Origin of the sequence: Nocardia vinacea NBRC 16497, assembly GCF_000308835.1 — a bacterium.
Lineage (GTDB): Bacteria > Actinomycetota > Actinomycetes > Mycobacteriales > Mycobacteriaceae > Nocardia > Nocardia vinacea.
Genome location: NZ_BAGN01000167.1, coordinates 16,005 through 33,874 on the forward strand (window position 1 = coordinate 16,005; position 17,870 = coordinate 33,874).

17 protein-coding genes are annotated in these 17,870 nt (G+C 65.9%); 5 read left to right on the forward strand and 12 right to left on the reverse strand.

Annotation, left to right across the window (positions count from 1 at the left end; translation table 11 throughout):
- Positions 1-737: 737 nt before the first annotated feature.
- On the reverse strand, positions 738-869 hold the full coding sequence (locus tag ON44_RS53515) for a hypothetical protein (protein ID WP_281005290.1): 132 nt from the start codon (positions 867-869) through the stop codon (positions 738-740).
- Positions 870-1,060: 191 nt separating this feature from the next.
- On the opposite strand from ON44_RS53515, the gene ON44_RS22300 reads away from it, so the two are divergent.
- On the forward strand, positions 1,061-1,921 hold the full coding sequence (locus ON44_RS22300; protein WP_040693181.1) for a helix-turn-helix domain-containing protein: 861 nt from the start codon (positions 1,061-1,063) through the stop codon (positions 1,919-1,921).
- On the opposite strand, the gene ON44_RS22305 is transcribed toward ON44_RS22300, so the two are convergent.
- Together ON44_RS22305 and ON44_RS22310 are read right to left on the reverse strand one after the other, a co-directional pair.
- Complete coding sequence (locus ON44_RS22305; protein ID WP_040693184.1) at positions 1,922-2,746, reverse strand: ABC transporter permease; 825 nt, start codon at positions 2,744-2,746, stop codon at positions 1,922-1,924. It abuts the gene before it with no gap.
- Positions 2,743-3,642, reverse strand: a complete 900-nt coding sequence (locus ON44_RS22310) for an ABC transporter permease (RefSeq protein ID WP_306306505.1) — start codon at positions 3,640-3,642, stop codon at positions 2,743-2,745. The genes ON44_RS22305 and ON44_RS22310 overlap by 4 nt, the downstream gene beginning before the upstream one ends.
- A 408-nt stretch (positions 3,643-4,050) precedes the next feature.
- On the opposite strand from ON44_RS22310, the gene ON44_RS22315 reads away from it, so the two are divergent.
- Entirely contained in the window at positions 4,051-4,551 is a 501-nt protein-coding gene (locus tag ON44_RS22315; protein WP_040693323.1) for a hypothetical protein, read from the forward strand.
- Here the strand turns inward: ON44_RS22315 and ON44_RS22320 are convergent.
- Positions 4,548-4,985, reverse strand: a complete 438-nt coding sequence (locus ON44_RS22320; RefSeq protein WP_040693325.1) for a DUF4254 domain-containing protein — start codon at positions 4,983-4,985, stop codon at positions 4,548-4,550. The two genes, ON44_RS22315 and ON44_RS22320, sit on opposite strands and share 4 nt — an antisense overlap.
- A gap of 201 nt (positions 4,986-5,186) precedes the next feature.
- Complete coding sequence (locus tag ON44_RS22325) at positions 5,187-5,975, reverse strand: SDR family oxidoreductase (protein WP_083898069.1); 789 nt, start codon at positions 5,973-5,975, stop codon at positions 5,187-5,189.
- A 156-nt stretch (positions 5,976-6,131) separates the two neighbouring features.
- Here ON44_RS22325 and ON44_RS22330 point away from each other — a divergent pair, with 156 nt between their 5' ends.
- The gene (locus tag ON44_RS22330) at positions 6,132-6,476 is read left to right on the forward strand and encodes a winged helix-turn-helix transcriptional regulator (RefSeq protein WP_040693187.1); all 345 of its coding nucleotides are present in this window, start codon (positions 6,132-6,134) and stop codon (positions 6,474-6,476) included.
- Positions 6,477-6,534: 58 nt separating this feature from the next.
- On the opposite strand, the gene ON44_RS22335 is transcribed toward ON44_RS22330, so the two are convergent.
- Entirely contained in the window at positions 6,535-7,839 is a 1,305-nt protein-coding gene (locus ON44_RS22335) for a TIGR03118 family protein (protein ID WP_040693328.1), read from the reverse strand.
- A gap of 176 nt (positions 7,840-8,015) precedes the next feature.
- Between ON44_RS22335 and ON44_RS22340 the strand changes: the two genes are divergently transcribed.
- Positions 8,016-8,522: a peroxynitrite isomerase gene (locus ON44_RS22340; protein ID WP_051182333.1), complete on the forward strand. Its 507-nt coding sequence runs from the start codon at positions 8,016-8,018 to the stop codon at positions 8,520-8,522.
- Here the strand turns inward: ON44_RS22340 and ON44_RS22345 are convergent, their stop codons facing one another.
- Positions 8,523-9,638: a hypothetical protein gene (locus ON44_RS22345; protein ID WP_157187256.1), complete on the reverse strand. Its 1,116-nt coding sequence runs from the start codon at positions 9,636-9,638 to the stop codon at positions 8,523-8,525.
- A gap of 224 nt (positions 9,639-9,862) precedes the next feature.
- Between ON44_RS22345 and ON44_RS22350 the strand changes: the two genes are divergently transcribed.
- Positions 9,863-11,017 carry a BTAD domain-containing putative transcriptional regulator gene (locus tag ON44_RS22350; RefSeq protein ID WP_245567281.1) on the forward strand — a complete coding sequence of 385 codons (1,155 nt, stop codon included), beginning with the start codon at positions 9,863-9,865 and terminating at the stop codon, positions 11,015-11,017.
- 7 nt (positions 11,018-11,024) lie between these two features.
- On the opposite strand, the gene ON44_RS22355 is transcribed toward ON44_RS22350, so the two are convergent.
- The 5 genes from ON44_RS22355 to dxr all read right to left on the reverse strand — a co-directional run bounded on the left by ON44_RS22355 (position 11,025) and on the right by dxr (position 17,790).
- A complete protein-coding gene (locus ON44_RS22355) occupies positions 11,025-12,812 on the reverse strand; it encodes a penicillin-binding transpeptidase domain-containing protein (RefSeq protein WP_040693194.1) in 1,788 nt (595 codons plus the stop codon).
- Positions 12,813-12,876: 64 nt separating this feature from the next.
- A complete protein-coding gene (locus ON44_RS22360) occupies positions 12,877-13,740 on the reverse strand; it encodes a GNAT family N-acetyltransferase (protein WP_083898063.1) in 864 nt (287 codons plus the stop codon).
- 88 nt (positions 13,741-13,828) lie between these two features.
- On the reverse strand, positions 13,829-14,986 hold the full coding sequence (ispG, locus tag ON44_RS22365; protein ID WP_040693197.1) for a flavodoxin-dependent (E)-4-hydroxy-3-methylbut-2-enyl-diphosphate synthase: 1,158 nt from the start codon (positions 14,984-14,986) through the stop codon (positions 13,829-13,831).
- A 181-nt stretch (positions 14,987-15,167) separates the two neighbouring features.
- On the reverse strand, positions 15,168-16,370 hold the full coding sequence (locus ON44_RS22370) for a M50 family metallopeptidase (protein WP_040693200.1): 1,203 nt from the start codon (positions 16,368-16,370) through the stop codon (positions 15,168-15,170).
- A gap of 277 nt (positions 16,371-16,647) precedes the next feature.
- A complete protein-coding gene (gene dxr, locus ON44_RS22375) occupies positions 16,648-17,790 on the reverse strand; it encodes a 1-deoxy-D-xylulose-5-phosphate reductoisomerase (RefSeq protein WP_040693202.1) in 1,143 nt (380 codons plus the stop codon).
- Positions 17,791-17,870: the final 80 nt, after the last annotated feature.

Sequence of the window (17,870 nt, forward strand, 5' to 3'; positions counted from 1 at the left end):
CCGGGAGCTGGACCGGTGGCCAAGAGTTTGCCATATCATCGCCCGGCGCGTGGGCAGTATGCGATCGCCGCCTACGGTCGGGGAGTCCCGAGGTAACTAGTCGCCCCCGCTGGACTCGAGGCTCGTCTCCCGCGCCACCGCAGGATCTCACCGGCCGGTGCGCCCAGCGGCGCCTTGTTCGAATCGCTGTTCACCGTTGGCGATTTCGGCGAGGCCGATATCGTGCAGCACAAATCAGGAACATCAGTTCTTCGCCGTGGTCCGCGCCGGGACGCAGACCGGCCTACTCGGCGAGGGCGCCCGCGCACGCTGTGATTGCACAGGGGTGTCACCAGCTCGTGCGTGACCAATTCCTGTGCGGCACGAGCCAACGGAGTCGATGGCAATGGCATTGAAGCCGGTTGTGCCGCAGCCGGTCTCCTCGACCACAGCAGCGTAGTAGATGCGCCGCATCGTCTCCTCGGAGCCGAAGCCGTGTCCGTGCAATGGTGGCCAACCCGTCGGTTGAGGATTCGAGCGATGCCTGCGAGACCTCCACCCCTGTGCGTAATATGACGAGGTGCTCGGCCGATGCGCGCGCCAGTTCGGTGCCACGGTCCTCCTCCACGAGCGCGAGTGTCATATCGCTGCCCGCGGTCACACCCGCCGAGGTGATGATCGGACCGTCGCCCGCGGTGCTGGCATCAGCGTCCACATCTAATTCCGGGATAGCGCGCCGCGAGCTCACCGCATGCCGGTCAATGCGTGGTGGCTCGCCGCCCGTCGGGCAGCAGCACATCATCCGAAACCGCCACCACGATGTCGCCGAGCCCCGCCGATCCATGCCCCTGGTCTCGAGTAGGCAGTGCCGCGAGTACAAAGGCGGGCACCCCGCAGATCCGGCCATCGACCCGCGATCCACCGCGACGAGGGAATTTCGCACCGAAAACTCCGAACTTCGGTGCTGCAAAAGGCGGTAGTCTCTGACCACGCTGCGATTGCATATTTGCGTGTGTGGCGGGCACTTACTACAGACATGTACGCAAGAGTGCTAACAGGTGCGCCGGGCGAAAGGGTTGTCATGGCAGGCAAGCGCACAGTCCTCACCGCGGGTTTGCGGCGGCTCTCGGTGCTGCTGACCGAGATGCGCGAACACGCGGGGCTCAGCAAAGAGGACGTCAGCGGCAAGACCGGCATCAATATCACCACGCTGTACCGCATCGAGACGGCGCAGGCGCGCCCACAGCGGCGCACGCTGATGGCGATGCTGGATCTCTACGGCGTCACCGAACAGCAGCGCGACGATGCGCTCGAACTCCTGTCGGACGCACTCAAGCCCGGGATGTCGCGGCCGTACGAGGCGACGTTGACCGAGGTGCACGCGGCCTATATCAACTTCGAATCCGAGGCGCTCTCGGCCCGGCACTACCAAACCTCCTACATCCCAGGGCTATTGCAGACCTCGGACTATGCCGAGGCGGTCATCGACACCAATATGCCGAAGCTGGACGGAGCCACGGTGTCGCACAATGTGCGGGCGCGGATGGATCGGGCCATGCATCTCACCAAGCCGGATCCGCTAGAGCTGTGGGTGGTGCTCGACGAAGCGGCGATCCGGCGCATGGTCGGCGGCCCCGATGTCATGAAGGCACAGCTGAAGCGGCTGCTCGACGATTCGCAGATGAAAAACGTCATTCTGCAGATACTTCCGTTCAGCGCGGGCGTGCATCCCGGCATGGCCGGATCCTTCACGCTGCTGGACTTCAAGGATCCCGCTGATCCGGAACTGGTGTACGTCGAGGGCATCGCGGGTGATCAGCTGATCGAGGGCCATCCCCAGATCCGCCGCTTCGGCATTATTTTCGACCAGCTGCGCGCCATGGCGCTCAGCCCGCGCGACTCCATGGCGCTGATCGACAAGGCCTCCAAAGAGATGGGCTGATCAGGTGCGGCTGGCCCGTCGATAGCCGACCGCCGCGGGGATCGCGAAGACTACGAGCGCGCCGATACACCAGGCGATGGTGGCCAGTAGCGGGTCGCGCACCGGCCCGCCGACGGATAGCCCCTTCATGGCATCGATGGCGTAGGACATCGGCTGATGCCGCACAATCGGCTGGGCCCACGGCGGATAAGCGACCAGCAGCACGAACCCGGTACTGAAGAACATCATCAACGATGATCCGAGCGAAACAGCCTCCACCAGTGCGGCTTTCGCACTGAACACGGCTACCGCGGTGACCACGGTGGCGAAGGCGATGCCGAACAGCAGTGGCACCGCGAACAGCGCGATACCGGCGAGCAGCCCTTGCTTGAATCGGAAGCCGAGCGCCACTCCCACCGCGAACATCACCGCCGTGCACAGCACGATCCGGATCCCTTCGGCAACGATGCGCGCGATCAATCCGGACGCGCGGTGCACCGGCAGCACCCAGAAGCGGGCCAGCAGACCTTCGTCGCGCTCGCGCCCGAGGGTGATGGCACCTGCCACCGAACCGGACATCACACCGACCAGCGCCGACATCGGCACGAAACCGTACAGCGCGCTCACCTCCGAGAACTCCGAAATCTGTTTTCCGAGAACGGTATTCAGCACGATCAGCAGGAGCGCGGGAAAGACGAGCGACTGCACGACGGTCAGCGGATCACGCCACCAGCGCATGAGCAACCGCTTGGTCTGGATCAGCGTCTGCGGTATCAGCAGACGCCAGGTCTCGGTCCGACCGTAGACCTTGGGCAACTCCTCCGTGGGGGTCAATACCTCGGTCATGCCGACCTCCGGATCGAAACGAATACCGCACCCGCACCGAAGAGAATGATCTGACCGAGGATCCAGGCCAGCCCGGGCCCGAGAATCGACCAGCCGACCACGCCCGCGTGGCCCGATGGGTCACCGGCCAGCGCCCGCAGCCCGTATACGTACTGCGAGACCGGCTGGTTGCGCGCGAACCCCTGGATCCAATGCGGGAATTGGCTGACCGGGGAAAGTCCGCTGGACACCATGCCAAGGATCAGCTGCGGCAGGATCAGCGCCTGAGTGGTCGCCTCCGGGCTCTTGGTCAGACTGCCGAGCAGATCGGCACCCAGGCAAAGCGCCAGCCCGATCAGCATCGCGAACCCGATGAAACCGATTGTTTCCCACCAGCTTCCATAGAAGCGGAAGCCGATCACATGGCCGCACACGAGCGCCGCGGCCAGCGCCACCCCCGCCCGACCCAGCGCGGTCGTGACTCGCGCGGCCAGCGGCACCGGCGAATGCATCGGCATCGATCCGAACCGCACATTGAGCCCGTCCCTGGCATCGGCGGCCGCCCGGAATGCGGCCGTAATGGCGCAGAAAGCGATCGCCTGCATGGCGATCATGGGCATGAGGAATTGCGCGTAGTTGCTGAGCCCGCCCCGCCGGAGGGGGTTCAGCGACATCACGAGGTTCAGCGGGACGTAGAAGCCGACGGTGAAGACCACCGGCGCGAGCAGCGCGGTGAATAGTTCACCATTGCGCCAGGACGGCCGGACCAGGCGCCAGGTCAGCGCCCACCATTGCGCCGCCGTCGCCATCCGCGGCGGTGGCGCGTCCACCAGCCGCTCGCTGCTCAGGCGGCGGTTTTCCCCGTCGCCGCGTTCCTGCTGAACTGTGCTCGATCCCGCGTCGCTACCGATGCTCATCTGCACGCTCCCATCCTGCGCGTCAACCGTGCTTGTCGGTGGGGAACCCGGCTGTTCTCAGCATGTCGCACGCAGCCGCAGCCGGTACTGTTTTCCGCACACTTCGCGTACGTACCGCATGATCAATCTCGCTCGCTCTCGTGCCCTGCCCACCGAAATCGGGCGCGCCGGCGCCGTGCGGCGCGATCGGCTCGCCGTCCAATCTCGCCGCACCGACGACGTTCCGATACCGCCCCCGGGTGTCGCATCCGCGACTCCGAGGGGGCGATAAATCCCACCAAGGTGTCTGCCGACTCGACCAGGCACCGTCTCACGGGTGCATGAATTATGCAGTGTCGCTATCGGTTTCGACGGAATGTCCGATTCGCGAGGTGACTACCGCGCACGGGGTGAGTAATGTATGCCCCGATGACCAGCATGGAAGCCCGTTTCCGTGAAGCAGCGCGGACCGTGCCCCTCCCCAGTCCTTGGAATCTGTCCGCCTACCTCGCAAGTGTCGCCGCGCACCGTGGTCGTTCCATCTCGCTGCAGGCGATCCCCGCGGCCGCGCTCGCGGATATCGGGTGTCGTGGCAGCGGGCTCTGGATCGCGCGCGGTCACGACGACATCATCGTCTACGACGCGTCCGCCACCGAGCGCAATGCGGATCACATCATCCTGCACGAAATCGGTCACATGCTATTCGGGCACGGTAAGGAAGGTACGGAGGCGGGCGAGCCGATTACACCGTCGCTGGCCGCACTGCTGCCGTCCATCTCACCGTCCTCCATCAGGCACGTACTCGGCCGCGAACATTTCGGCGCCGACCGCGAACGGGAAGCGGAGGTATTCGCCGATATGACCATGGTCTACGCCACCCTGCCGCGCCGCCCGGCACGCTCGTTCCGACTTTTCGGGCGCGGGCGTTAGCCACCAGGTAGTCGGCGGGTGCCCTCACGCAATCCGTCGATGAGATCCTGATAGCTATCCGCCAGCTCGTTGAGCTGCACCCACGCGTCATAGAAGACGGGCTCCGGCGCCTCGGACAGCGGCACGAAGGCCTGCGTGGTCATTCTGGCCAGCCGATCCACGATCTCGCCGACGGTTTCGGAGTGCAACTGCGCCTCGGAGCACGGCACCGGCATCGCCAGCGTCACCCACAGGTCGATCGACCGCACCAGTTGGGCACGCCGCCGATCCAGCTTGGGGATTTCACGCACCGGCGTCCGCTCGCGGATCTCGTGCAGCTGCGCCAACTCCCCCGCTGCCTCCAGCATCGGATGATCGTCGTGCGGTAGCCCTCGGCATGCGGCCAGCAACATATCCCGCCCCGGAACCATCCGGTTATTCCCGACATTCCTCATCTGGGCCTCCCACCGACGCCGGAACGCGCCGCCATCGGCGAACCTCCGGACCAGCAATGTCGTTTCCGCACCGCACGACCGCACGTCACGCCTCGATTATCGACCCAGATCCGCGACCGCGACCGGAAACGCCGATATCAATTTGTTACAGACCTGCGCGTTCACGGCAAACGCTCAGTAACCCAAACTATGGTCCGATGGTCAGCGACCGAGTGGGGGCGAGGTGAGCTTCGACTCGGCGGGCACACCCTCGGCCACGCCATCCGCCAGATAGTCCTGACCGCCGACATAGAACGTACGACCGGATTCGCCTGCGGCACTTGCGGCCTCGCCGACGACGGCGGCGAACTCCTCGATGGTCGGCAGCGCACCGTGATCGCGGCGAGCCGAAACCGCCTCGGGATTACGACGTTCCAGCAGGCGAACAATGATCGTGCCGTCGATCATGTCGCCGGACACCACATTCAGCCCGATGCCACGTTCGGTCAGCTCCGGAATCATTGCGCGCAAGGCATCTTCACCCGCACGCTTGCTCGCCGCGATCGGCTCATAGTCCGCCGGAACGGGTTTGCGGCCGTGGAAGTGGGCCTGATGGCTGGTCACGAAGACGATCCGGCCGCCGGATGACAGATGCGGCAAGGCCTCCCGCACCAGACGAATCTGCGCGTCACGATTCAACGCCATCGCGTAGTCGGGCGCGGCATTTCGCTCGAGACCGCCGGATGCGTTGAGCACCAACACATCCAGCCGACCGAACTCCGCCACCACATCGGCGATCATGGCCGTGGTGGCGTCGGCATCCGCAATATCGGCACCGGCAATCGAGGCACTGCCGCCGACGGCACCGATCTCATCGGCGATCGCCTGGGCGCGCTTGCGCTTCTCCCGATAGTTGATGATCACGTGATCACCATCGGCCGCCAGCACTTTCGCCGTCTCGGCCCCTATCCCCCGCGATGCGCCGGTGATCAGCACAATCCTTCGTTCCATCGAGTCGCCCACCATCCGCCTCTCGCTCATGTCTGCGTCTCGCCGGCGCTCGGCTCCGCACGAGCGAGCGGCTCGGCCGTGTCTTTGCTCGCTCGCTGCGCTCGCTCATCAGCCCACAGCAACGCTTCTAATTTAGAATCACTATGGTAGTTCGAAATGAGAAGTGCAAATGGAGCCGAGCCGTCGCGCGGGCGAAACGACCCGGCGCATGCGCCCGTGCTGGCCACCATGGAGCTCATCGGCCAACGCTGGATCCTGCGCGTCCTCTGGGAGTTGGAACCCGGCCACCTCGGCTTCCTCGAACTGCGCCGCCGTATGGGCAACTGCTCGTCGAGCATGCTCTCGACCCGCCTGCAACACCTCCAGACCGCCGGCGTGATCACCAAGAACGCGGATAAAACCTACGAACTCACCCCGGCGGGCATCGACCTCACCGCGGCCCTCCAGCCACTTTGGAGCTGGTCCGAACGCTGGGCCCCGCCATCCCCCGATCCCGAGTAGTACGTACGACAAAGGCGGTCCCCGGTGCTACCGGGAACCGCCTTCGCCTACGGCAGGGTTACTTCAACCGGAGCTTGCCGAACAGACCTTCCTTCTCGTCATCCGGGCCCGCGGTGAAATACAGCGAGTCGGCGTCGCCGAGGCTCTCGCCATTGCCGAACATCAGGGCCCACAGACCCTCGATCTCGATCGGCTGGCCCTTCTCATCGCGCAGATAGTCGACGAACTTGCCGGTGGCGTCGTCGTAGGCGAGCACATGGCCGAGGCCACCGAAGTTGCCGACGAGCAGCTTGCCGCTGAGCGGACCGAAGTTCGCGGGCGCCACCGCGACAGCCCACGGCGCATTGAGGCGACCGCCGTCGTCGAGGATGCGGACCAACTTGCCGTTGCCGTCGAATTCCGCGACCTTGCCCTTGGCAGGCTTGCCCTTGGCGTCCTTCTCCTGGTCCTTGTCGAGCGAATCCTCTTCGGCCTTGTCGAACTTGGACGCATCCTGCTCATCCGGCTTGGTGTCCGCGTACGAGACGAATACGCGGTTGCCGATGGTGGTCACATTGAACGGCGCGGGATCGCCGGGCTTGGCCTTCTTGCCCTTATCCGGGGCGGCCGCGTCGATCTGGTCGCCGGTGGCGAAGGGGTTGGCGAAGCCGACGGTCGGGATCAGCTGCCAGTCCTTGTCGAAGGTGCGGACCTGCGGGTTCTCGCCGAAGTCGGCGGCGAGCAGCTTGTCACCGGACGGAGCGAGCGCGATGCCGAAGAACGCCATGCCCTGGGACTCGCCGTCGAAGACCAGATTCGCCGGACCATCGTGCCGGATGATCGCGCCCTCGGGCCCCTGCTCGGTCCAGGCTGAAATCTTGCCGGAGTCGGTGGCGAAGATGAACCGCGACGAACCGGTCAGCAGCACCGGCGCACCATCGACATCCACCGGCTGGTCGCGGACGACGAACAGATCGGAGGTGATGGGAGCACCGTTGAACACGACGCCGGTGGTCTTGCCGATGCTCTTATCCGAGGTGTCGGCATCCGCACCCGGAATCGTGACGATCTTCAGCGGATCCTGGAACAGCTTCTGCACCCTGGGATCCGCGGACGCGCTGACATCGCCCACGAATTGGAAGGACTTACCGCCCGCGCCGACCCAGAAATGTCCGCCCGCACCCTTCGGGCGATCGGCTAGTCCCCACGCGTTCACCATCTCCGGAAAGGTGTACTGCGCTTTGTATTCGGCGTTGTTGGCGGCGAGGTTGGTCTGCGCGTAGTGATTGCCGTCGAGGGCAGGCACTTCATCGTTAGACGACTTCGAATCCGAGCATGCCGCGGCCACAACCAGGGCAGCGCCGAGCACCGATGCGCGCAGCAGACCGTTGCGGGTCCGCGACCGCCAGGCACCGTTGCGGCGCAATTCACTAAGGCGTGCGTTCAACTTCTTCGTCCTTTCCAGCCACTCGCAACCCTCATTTGGCGATTAGGCGACGCTAACCTTAGCTTGGCGGAATTTCGACCGTATGGGAACGTCCCGAATCCGACGGGTTTAAGCTGTCGCGCGTGGTCGCCCCTCAACCTTCCGTCGCCCCCCATCCGGATATCGCTCCGCTCGCACCGTTGCTCGGCACATGGCGCGGACCAGGGCACGGTGAGTACCCGACCATCGAGTCATTCGACTATGTCGAGGAAATCAAGTTCGGCCACCTCGGCCGACCGTTCCTCACCTACCGGCAGCGCACTCGTGCCGCCGACGGCAGCCGACCGATGCACGCCGAAACCGGTTATCTGCGGTGCCCGCGCCCGGATCACGTCGAATTGATCCTGGCCCACCCGACCGGCATCACCGAGATCTGTGAGGGCAGCCTCACCGTCGTCGATGGTGAACTGCGGATGGAATTCGAATCGACCAGCATCGGCCGCAGCAGTACCGCGAAAGTGGTAACCGCCCTCGGCCGTTCGATCAAGTTGGTCGGGGACACCATCGACTACACACTGCGTATGGCCGCGGTCGGCGAACCACTCACCCACCACCTCGCGGCGACCCTGCACCGCACCTGATCAGTCGCGGGACGGATCCGGACGCCAGGGCACATACGGCGTGCCCGCGGCCTGCGCGGCGGCCTCGGCCGAATGCAGTTGGTACGGCGTGATACCGCCAGGCTCCCAGGCGCCGACAGAACCCGCCGCAACGGCCTCGTGTGATTTCGCGGTCAACCCGATCTCATTGCGTACCACCGCGATCGGACGATCGGCGAGCGTGAACCAGTCCAGGTCGAGGAAATCGTGGCTGCCATGGGTGAGCGCCCCGCGTCGCATGGCGTCGCCGAGGCGCGTCGCCATACCCGCGGTGCTCAAATGTCCTTCGTTGGCTTCGAACAATCCGGCTCCGGCATGTAGGTAGCCGGTTTCGAAGAGTGAAATCACCATGGCGAGCAGGCTGAACGCGCGCGGGTCGTCGTTGGCGCGCGCCATGAATGCGAATACCTCGATCTCATTTTCCAGCGTGGTGCCGTAGCCGGCGAGCACATGCACCCAGTCGTGCTGGGCGAGTAACGGCGGCGCGGAACCCGGCAGGCCGGGCGTGACGAAACCACGGTCGGCATAGAAATCGGAAACGCCACGGCCGAGCGTCCCGACGGGCAACTCGCGCAGCCCGGCCCAGCGCGCGGCCAAGGTCGGGTCATCGCTGACCTGCCCCCAGGACGAATCCAGACTTTCGGTGTGCAGCGCGGTCAACCGGCTCGGATCCAGCCCGCCGAGATAACCGTTGCGGTCGAAGTCGACCGCGGCGAGTTCGATCGCGCCCTCGGCATATTTCTGCGCCACCGCGATCATCTCGTCGTCGACCTCGAGCGCGTCGGCGAACTCCCGCAGTTTGCTCGCGACTGCGGGCGGCAACGGCCGCACCACCAGCGCGGACAACAGCATCGTCTGCACGATCCGCTCCCGGAAGATCCGGTTGCGCCGGTCCAGACCGACCGCGAAGGTCGCGGCATCGACGGGCGGCAGCGTCTCCAACTCGACTCGATGTCCGGTCATCGACAGGAACAGCGACGGAATCAGCAACTGCTGTAGCGGGGTCAGCCCGTCCGCACCGGACGCCGCGGAGACCACACCGCTCGCCAGCAGCGCCACTTCGGCCGCATCGGGCGGGGTCAGCAGTACATCATCCATCCGGTCAACTCCAAGATCGCCGACAATGTCCACCACGGCGGTGGACGATCACATTATCGATCCGAATCCGGCTCGGCGCGTAATCATTTCGCCGACGGCGTACTCGCCACGGGCACGGCGTGCCAGCAGTGCGTATGCTGAATTCCATCGCGTGACGCTTCCGTCGGCGAAACAGCCGTGGGGCAGCGGCGGTCCGGAAGCGGATTGCGTTCGGAGGGAATCTGGTGGGCTCTGCGGGCTCGAATCGACCGGCGCTCGATCTTCGAGTGCTCGGACCGGTGCGCCTGCTGGTCGACGATCAGGCAATTCCGTTGCCCGGCGCCAAACTCCGCGCGCTGCTCGCCATGCTGGTCATCAACCGCCGCAATGCCGTCGCGAAAACCACACTGGCGAACAGCATCTGGGAAGAGGAGATGCCGAATCGCTCCGTCGATGGCCTCTATGCATACGTCTCGAATCTACGCACTGTGCTGCGTTCGGCCGGGGTCGACGACCGGGCCATTCTGCGCACCGTGCACGCCGGATACCTCCTCGATATCGCCGAGGATCAATGCGATGTCGGCCGCTTCGAGCGGGCCAGGACACAGGGCTCGCTGGCCTTCACCACCGGCGACCTGGAAACCGCGGCCGAATGTTTCGCCGACGCGCTCGCGGAGTGGAGTGGTGAGGCGGTCGCCGGACTGCGCGGACTGCGTTTCGCCGACAATTTCGCCACCGATATGGACGAACGCCGGTTGAACGCCATCGCCGATCGCCTGGATGCGGATATCGCATGCGGGCGCGAAGGCGCGGTCCTGGGCGAACTGACCGCACTGACCACCGAACACGCCGTGAACGAGCGGCTCTGGCGACTGTTCATCTCCGCGCTCTACCGCGCGGGCCGCCAGGCCGACGCACTCGCCGCCTGTCTGCGCATCCGCCGCAACCTCGCCGACCAGCAGGGCATCGACCCGGATCCGCGCACCCTGGCACTGGAGGAGGCGATCCGCAGCCAGCAGGCACTGCCGACGGTCTCCTCCTCACCCGGAGCGACCAAGCGGGATCTGCCCGATGTGCTGCGGCAGGCCTGGCTGCGGGTCGGCGACGGTGAGGCGATCGCCATTCCGGCGACCGGGCTGCGGATCGGCCGGGAATGGGATAACGACATCGTGCTCGACGATGCCCGGGTCAGCCGTAAACACGCGCGCATCGTGCCGCGCGAGAACCGGATCTTCATCCGGGATCGGGATTCGGCCAACGGCGTCTACGTCAACGGCGTGCCGATCGGTGCCGATACCGCACTCGCGCACGGCGATGTCATCCGAATCGGTTCCACCACACTGCGTTACGAGATGCCCGATCGCGGCACCCCGCCGGAGTCCACCAGTCGTACCAACTGAGTCGGGTTCAGTACCCTGCGGGCAGGGCGGCGAGCATATCCCGCGTGACCGCCACGGCGTTATCCGAACTGCCGCCCTTGACCAGCAATGTCGCGAAGGCCAGATCCCCGCGGTAGCCGACGAACCACGAATGCGAGCCGCCGTCGACCTCGGCCTCCCCAGTCTTCCCGTACACCTCGCCCTGGTCGGCAATGCGTTCGGCGGTACCGCCGGTGACCACCTTGCGCATCATCAGGCGTAAACCATCGATCACTTCGGCCCCGATGGCCGGACGGTCCCCTTCGATCTCCGTGGTCCGCCCGGCGATCAGATACGGCACCGGCGCCGACCCGTGCGCGACGGTCGCGGCGAGCACCGCCATTCCGAACGGGCTCACCACCACCTTGCCCTGGCCGATGCCGTCCTCGGTGCGCTGGATCATATCGTCGGCCGGTGGCACCGAACCCGATTCGGTCGGCAGGCCCGGAACCGTATACACCTGTCCCACACCGAGTTTCGCTGCGGCATCGTGCAGTGCGTCGCCGGGCAGGTCACTGGCCAATTTCGCGAACGCGGTATTGCAGGATCGCTCGTAGGCGGTGGCCATCGGTACGTCACCGAGTTGGAAGAGATTGTAGTTGGGAATTGTCCGCTCCCCGATGATAATTCGGCTCGGACACGGCAAAACCGTTTCGGGCGTGGCCTTTCCGAGCGACATCGCCGCAGCCGCGGTCACCGTCTTGAAGACCGAGCCCGGCGGGTACTGGCCGATGGTGGCCACCGGCCCGGCACGGTCGGCCGCCTTGTTCTGTGCGACAGCGAGAATCGCGCCGGTCGACGGCCGCAGCACCACCATCATGGTCTGCTCCTCGCGGCCGCTGACGGCACGCTGCGCGGAGTTCTGCACATTGCGGTCGATGCTGAGCGAGAACGACGGGGCGGGTTGTGCGGGCACCTCGGTGAGTACGTCGGTATCGGCGCCGTTGGCGTTCATGGTGACAACGCTCCAGCCCGCCTTGCCGTCCACCTCGGCGATCACCGTCTTGCGCACCTGCGCGAGCAGATCGGGTGCGAAATCGCGGTCGGTGGCGACCATATCCCACTGCTGGGTCAGCGTTACCCCGGGCAGACCGATGAGATCTCCACTCACCTGTTCGAATTCGTACTCGCTCAACAACGCGACGGTGTACTCGCCCTTGGCGGCGTACGCCGCGCTCCGGATCGCCTCAGGGGTGAGCCGGTCGTCGAAGCGGTTCAACGCCGCCGCCAGCGAGGTCGCGGTGTAACCCGGATCCGGTGCGGAGGCCGCGGTGAACGCGACACGAGATACCTTGCCCGGCACCAGCACATCACTGCCGGACTGCTCGTTCACCCTGGCGCGTGGGGCCGGGTTGGCGCGCAGTGCCATGGTCTGGGTGGCGCCGAGTTTCGGGTGGATATCGGAGGAGGTCCAGCGCACCATCCAGCGGCCGTCACTGCGGCCCATCTGCAATTGGCCGGTGTATTTCCAGTTCCGGTCCTTGGGCAGGCGCCACTCGTAGGTGTAGTCGACGGTCGCGGTATCGCCGGTGACCCGGGCCGCACCGGTATGCGCCGTCAACTTCTCGGCCTGCAACTCGTCCCATGCGGAACGCAATGCGGCGGTTGCCTTCTCGGGCTGACTGGTGAGATCGGCCGCGGCCTCGATGTCGTGGTCGGCGAAGGCGGCCAGGAAGGCATCGGCTGCGGGCACCGGTCCCTGCGGGCTGGCCGAGCAGCCGGATCCCGCCGCCGCGAACGCCGCGACGGCCAGCGTGATGAGCATGCGAGTCGACATCGGGACCGATCGTATAGTCAACCGCGAGCAAACGGCTGTGGCACACCGATGTTCGGTGCCGCGTTCAGTCCAGCAGCACGGTCGCGAAGGTGGCGATCTGCCGGAATCCGACCCGGCTGTAGGCCCGGCGGGCGATGCCGTTGTAGTCGTTCACGTAGAGGCTCGCGGTGCGGCCCGAGGCCACCACCGCATTCGCCACGGCGGCCGTACCGCGGGTGCCGAGACCGGCGCCGCGACGTTGCGGATGTACCCACACGCCCTGGATCTGCCCGGCACGCCGGGACAGCGATCCGACCTCGGCCTTGAACACCACTTCGCCGTCCTCGAAACGCGCCCAGGCACGGCCGGATTCGATCAGGCTCTGGATCCGGCGCCGATAGCCGCGGCCGCCGTCGCCCGCGCGCGGATCGACCCCGACCTCCTCGATGAACATGGCGATCGCCGCGGCGAGATAGCGCTCCAACTCATCCGGCCGAACCCTGCGGACCTGCGCATCGGCGGTGGCCAGTGCGGGCTGGCCGAGAGCCAGCAGCGGCTGCGCACCGCGTAGCTCGCGTTCCGGTCCCCAATGCGCGGACAGCATCTCCCACAGCGGCAGCGTCAATTCCTGACGCCCGACCACCGACGAGCACACCCGCGGCCAGCGGAGCGCCCGCGTGGCAAAGGCGCGCAACGCATCCTCGTCACCGCGCAAGGGCACCAGATTCGCCCCGGAGAAGCACAGCGATTCCGACGGTCCACCCCGACTCCACAGCTCACCGTGTCCGACGCCGGTATCCAAGCCGAATTCCTGTAACCGCGCCGCCACCATGCACGAGGCGATCGGATCGCTATCCAGCACCCGCAGCACCTGTGCCAGATCCCGATTCGCGAGCTGACGCGCGGGGGCATCCTTGGCCCGTCGCGCCGGTTCCAGCAGACTCCGCACATCGACAGCCTGCCACGAATCTGTCGACTGTGGTACGGCTACTCGGGAACTCCCGGCCGTAACGACCGCTTGCGGGTCGCTCGAAAGATCAGCCGACGGTGACGACGGGTTCGCCCGCGCCTGCCGTCTCGTCCATCTCCTCGGCAATGCGCATGGCCTCTTCGATCAAGGTCTCCACGATCTGCGCCTCCGGCACGGTCTTGATGACCTGCCCCTTGACGAAGATCTGGCCCTTGCCGTTGCCCGAGGCGACACCGAGATCGGCCTCACGCGCCTCACCCGGACCGTTCACCACGCAGCCCATCACGGCCACCCGCAGCGGCACCTCCATGCCCTCCAGACCGGCGCTCACCTCATTGGCCAAGGTGTACACATCGACCTGGGCGCGACCGCAGGACGGACAGGAGACAATCTCGAGCTTGCGCGGGCGCAGGTTCAGCGACTGCAGAATCTGCCCGCCGACCTTGATCTCCTCGGCCGGCGGCGCGGACAGCGACACGCGAATCGTGTCGCCGATGCCGTCGGCCAGCAGCGAGCCGAATGCGACGGCGGACTTGATCGTGCCCTGGAACGCTGGACCAGCCTCGGTCACACCGAGGTGCAGCGGGTAGTCGGACTGCGCGGCCAACTGGCGGTAGGCCTCGACCATGACCACCGGATCGTTGTGCTTGACCGAGATCTTGATATCGCCGAAGCCGTGCTCCTCGAACAGGCTCGCCTCCCACAGCGCCGATTCGACCAGTGCCTCCGGGGTCGCCTTGCCGTACTTCTCCAACATCCGCTTATCCAGCGAACCGGCGTTCACGCCGATGCGAATCGGGATGCCCGCGGCGCCCGCGGCCCTAGCGACCTCGCCGACCCGGCCGTCGAATTCCTTGATATTGCCCGGGTTTACGCGCACCGCGGCACAACCCGCATCGATGGCGGCGAAGATATAGCGCGGCTGGAAATGGATATCCGCGATAACCGGGATCTGGCTCTTGCGCGCGATGGTCGCCAGTGCGTCGGCGTCCTCCTGGCGCGGGCAGGCAACGCGCACGATATCGCAGCCCGAGGCCGTCAGTTCGGCGATCTGCTGCAGGGTGGCGTTGATGTCGTGGGTTTTGGTGGTGGTCATCGACTGCACGGAAATCGGGTAATCGCTGCCGACGCCCACATTGCCCACCATCAATTGGCGGGTCTTGCGGCGAGGCGCGAGAACGGCCGCGGGTGCGGTCGGCATCCCCAATCCGATTGTGCTGGTCACTTTCGGCTGCCTACTTTCGTGCGTACTGATTCGGGCCGTTCGCCTACCGAGCTTAGCCGCGTATCACGGCTGCTCACCCTGTGACAGCCATGACATGAGTCATGACACACAGATGTCCCGAAATGCCAGCAATCCGGCATTCGCGGTGGTTATCGCGGCACAACCGCGACAGGTTAGCGCGTCAGCGGAACAACTGGATCGGATTCACGATGTCGGCGACCAGCGTGAGCACCATATACGCACCGCCGATCACCACTGCGATGTAGGTCACCGGAAGCAGTTTCAGATAGTCGACCGGACCGCCCGGCGCCAGCCCCTTCCAGCCGCGGACGGTATTGCGAACCTTCTCATAGAGCACCACCGCGATATGCCCGCCGTCCAGCGGCAACAGCGGCAGCAGGTTGAACGCGCCGAGGAAGAAGTTCAGGCTGGCCAGGACCAGGATGAACACGCCCCACAGGCCGCGCTCGGCGGTCTCGCCGCCGATCTTGCTCGCGCCGTAGACACTGACCGGGGTCTCCGGATCGCGCTCGCCACCGGTCACCGCGGTCCACAGCGCGGAAACCTTCTGCGGCATCTGGGCCAGCGATTCCACCGTGCGCACGAACATCTGCCCGGTATACGCACCAGCGGCCGGAATCGCGGCCAGCGCGTTGTACTTCAGGGGCTCGTAGTACTCCGAACCGACGCCGACCGCGCTGACCTCGCGGCCCGGCCCGCCGTCATCGGGATAGCGCGTGACGCGTTCCGGGGTGACCTCGATGGTCCTGGTCTGACCGTCGCGCTCGATGGTGTAAGGGAACGGGCCGGTCTGCTTCTGGGTTTCGGCGGTGAACTGCTGCCAGGTCGTCACCTTCACGCCGTTGACGGCCTTGACGACGTCACCGCGCTGCAAACCGGCCTGCTGCGCCGGTCCGGTGCCCTGGCAGTCGGCCAGCGATTTATCCGGATTCTGCTGGGCGACGCATTTCATCGCGCCGATGGTGGTCGCGGGCGGCTGGTCGAAGCGCGGCAGTCCCCAACCGATCGCGAGTACGACCAGCAGGAGGAAGCCGAGCACGAAGTTCATCGCGATCCCGCCGAACATCACGACCAAGCGCTTCCAGGTGGTCTGGCGATACATGGCCCGGTCGAGATCCTCGGGGGCCAGTTCGTCCAATGCGGTCATGCCCGCGATATCGCAGAAGCCGCCGAGCGGGAGCGCTTTCAGGCCGTATTCGGTTTCACCGCGCCGGAACGAGAAAATCTTCGGACCGAAGCCGATGAAATAGCGCCGCACCTTCATGCCGGTGGACTGGGCAGCCCACATATGCCCGCATTCGTGCAGCGCGATCGAAATCGTGATGCCGAGGGCGAACAGTACGAACCCCAACGCGAACACCATTTGCTGTACAGCCCTCCTGCGTTGCGCAGCTCGCCTCAAATGAAGTGCGGCCGCCCGCAGCGGCCGCGATTACCCACACAGGCACGTCCGTCCGCGCCGCGGGCACCCCGACCACAGTAACCGGCTGCCGACCAACCTTCGCTCCCAAGTCTGCCAGGCCACCATCCGGCGGCGCGTCCGATCGCATCGACGGCCGTTCGGGGCAGACGATCCGCCCTGGCCGCGCACTTTCGCACGCACACCGCAGAAAGCGCCGGATAGGGCGGGAATTGCGCGCTCAGGCCGAGTGGACGAGCGCGCGGGCGTAGTCGCGCGCCCAGGTGTCGGCCGCCAGCACGTCGTCGAGTGTCTCGGGCTCGGCCTGCCACCGATCGGCCGCCTCGACCGTTCGGGCGACGGTGCGCACGATATCCGGGAAACGAATGATCCCGTCCAGGAAGGCTTGCACCGCAATCTCATTCGCCGCGTTGTAGACCGCGGTGACGCTGCCGCCCGCGGTGCCCGCCTGCCTGGCCAGCTCGACCGCCGGGAATACCGCATTGTCGACCGGCTCGAATTCCCAGGTCGACGCGGTGCTGAAATCGCAGGCGGTGGCCGCGCCCGGTACGCGATCGGGCCAGCCGAGTGCCAGTGCGATCGGCAGCTTCATATCGGGCGGGCTGGCCTGAGCAAGGGTGGAGCCGTCTTTGAAGGTGACCATGGAGTGCACGATCGACTGCGGATGCACCGTGACATCGATGCGGTCGTAGGGCACCCCGAACAGCAGATGCGTCTCGATCAGTTCGAGGCCCTTGTTCACCAGCGAGGCCGAATTCAACGTATTCATCAGGCCCATCGACCAGGTCGGATGCGCCTTCGCCTCGGACGGATTCACCGATTCCAGCATTTCGGTGGTCCAGCCGCGGAACGGACCTCCCGACGCGGTCAGCACCAGCCGATCCACCTCCTCGGCCCGGCCGCCGCGCAGGCATTGGGCGAGCGCGGAATGTTCGGAGTCGACCGGCACGATCTGGCCGGGTGCGGCGGCGCGGGTCACCAGCGAGCCGCCCGCGACGAGGGATTCCTTATTCGCCAACGCCAGTCGGGTGCCCGATTGCAGGGTGGCCAGGGTCGGCTCCAGGCCGAGCGAACCGACCAATGCGTTGAGTACGACATCGGCCTCGGTGCGGCGCACCAATTCGGTAACCGCGCCGGGGCCGCGCAGAGCCAGGTCGAGCCGGGTGCCCGCGGCCGGATCGGCGACCGCGACATTGCGGGTCCCGGTGGCGGCCATCTGGGCCGCGAGCAGCTCGGTATTGCCGCCGCGCGCGGCCAGCCCGACCACCTCGAACTTGTCGGGATTGGCGGCAATCACCTCGAGCGCCTGGGTACCGATGGAACCGGTGCTGCCGAGCAGAAGGACTCTCACAATGTCGGACACGGCCCCATTGTGGCAGCGAGGTTAGCGACGCGCCCGAAGGCGGTAGCCCGCGTAACCACGTAGCGCGCCGCTGACCCAGC

What these genes read in the sequence shown, in the direction of transcription:
- ON44_RS22300 (WP_040693181.1), top strand. Translation starts at nt 1,061, where the DNA reads ATGGCAGGCAAGCGCACAGTCCTCACCGCGGGTTTGCGGCGGCTCTCG.
- ON44_RS22305 (WP_040693184.1), bottom strand. Translation starts at nt 2,746, where the DNA reads ATGACCGAGGTATTGACCCCCACGGAGGAGTTGCCCAAGGTCTACGGT.
- ON44_RS22310 (WP_306306505.1), bottom strand. Translation starts at nt 3,642, where the DNA reads ATGAGCATCGGTAGCGACGCGGGATCGAGCACAGTTCAGCAGGAACGC.
- ON44_RS22315 (WP_040693323.1), top strand. Translation starts at nt 4,051, where the DNA reads ATGACCAGCATGGAAGCCCGTTTCCGTGAAGCAGCGCGGACCGTGCCC.
- ON44_RS22320 (WP_040693325.1), bottom strand. Translation starts at nt 4,985, where the DNA reads ATGAGGAATGTCGGGAATAACCGGATGGTTCCGGGGCGGGATATGTTG.
- ON44_RS22325 (WP_083898069.1), bottom strand. Translation starts at nt 5,975, where the DNA reads ATGGAACGAAGGATTGTGCTGATCACCGGCGCATCGCGGGGGATAGGG.
- ON44_RS22330 (WP_040693187.1), top strand. Translation starts at nt 6,132, where the DNA reads ATGAGAAGTGCAAATGGAGCCGAGCCGTCGCGCGGGCGAAACGACCCG.
- ON44_RS22345 (WP_157187256.1), bottom strand. Translation starts at nt 9,638, where the DNA reads ATGGATGATGTACTGCTGACCCCGCCCGATGCGGCCGAAGTGGCGCTG.
- ON44_RS22355 (WP_040693194.1), bottom strand. Translation starts at nt 12,812, where the DNA reads ATGTCGACTCGCATGCTCATCACGCTGGCCGTCGCGGCGTTCGCGGCG.
- ON44_RS22370 (WP_040693200.1), bottom strand. Translation starts at nt 16,370, where the DNA reads ATGGTGTTCGCGTTGGGGTTCGTACTGTTCGCCCTCGGCATCACGATT.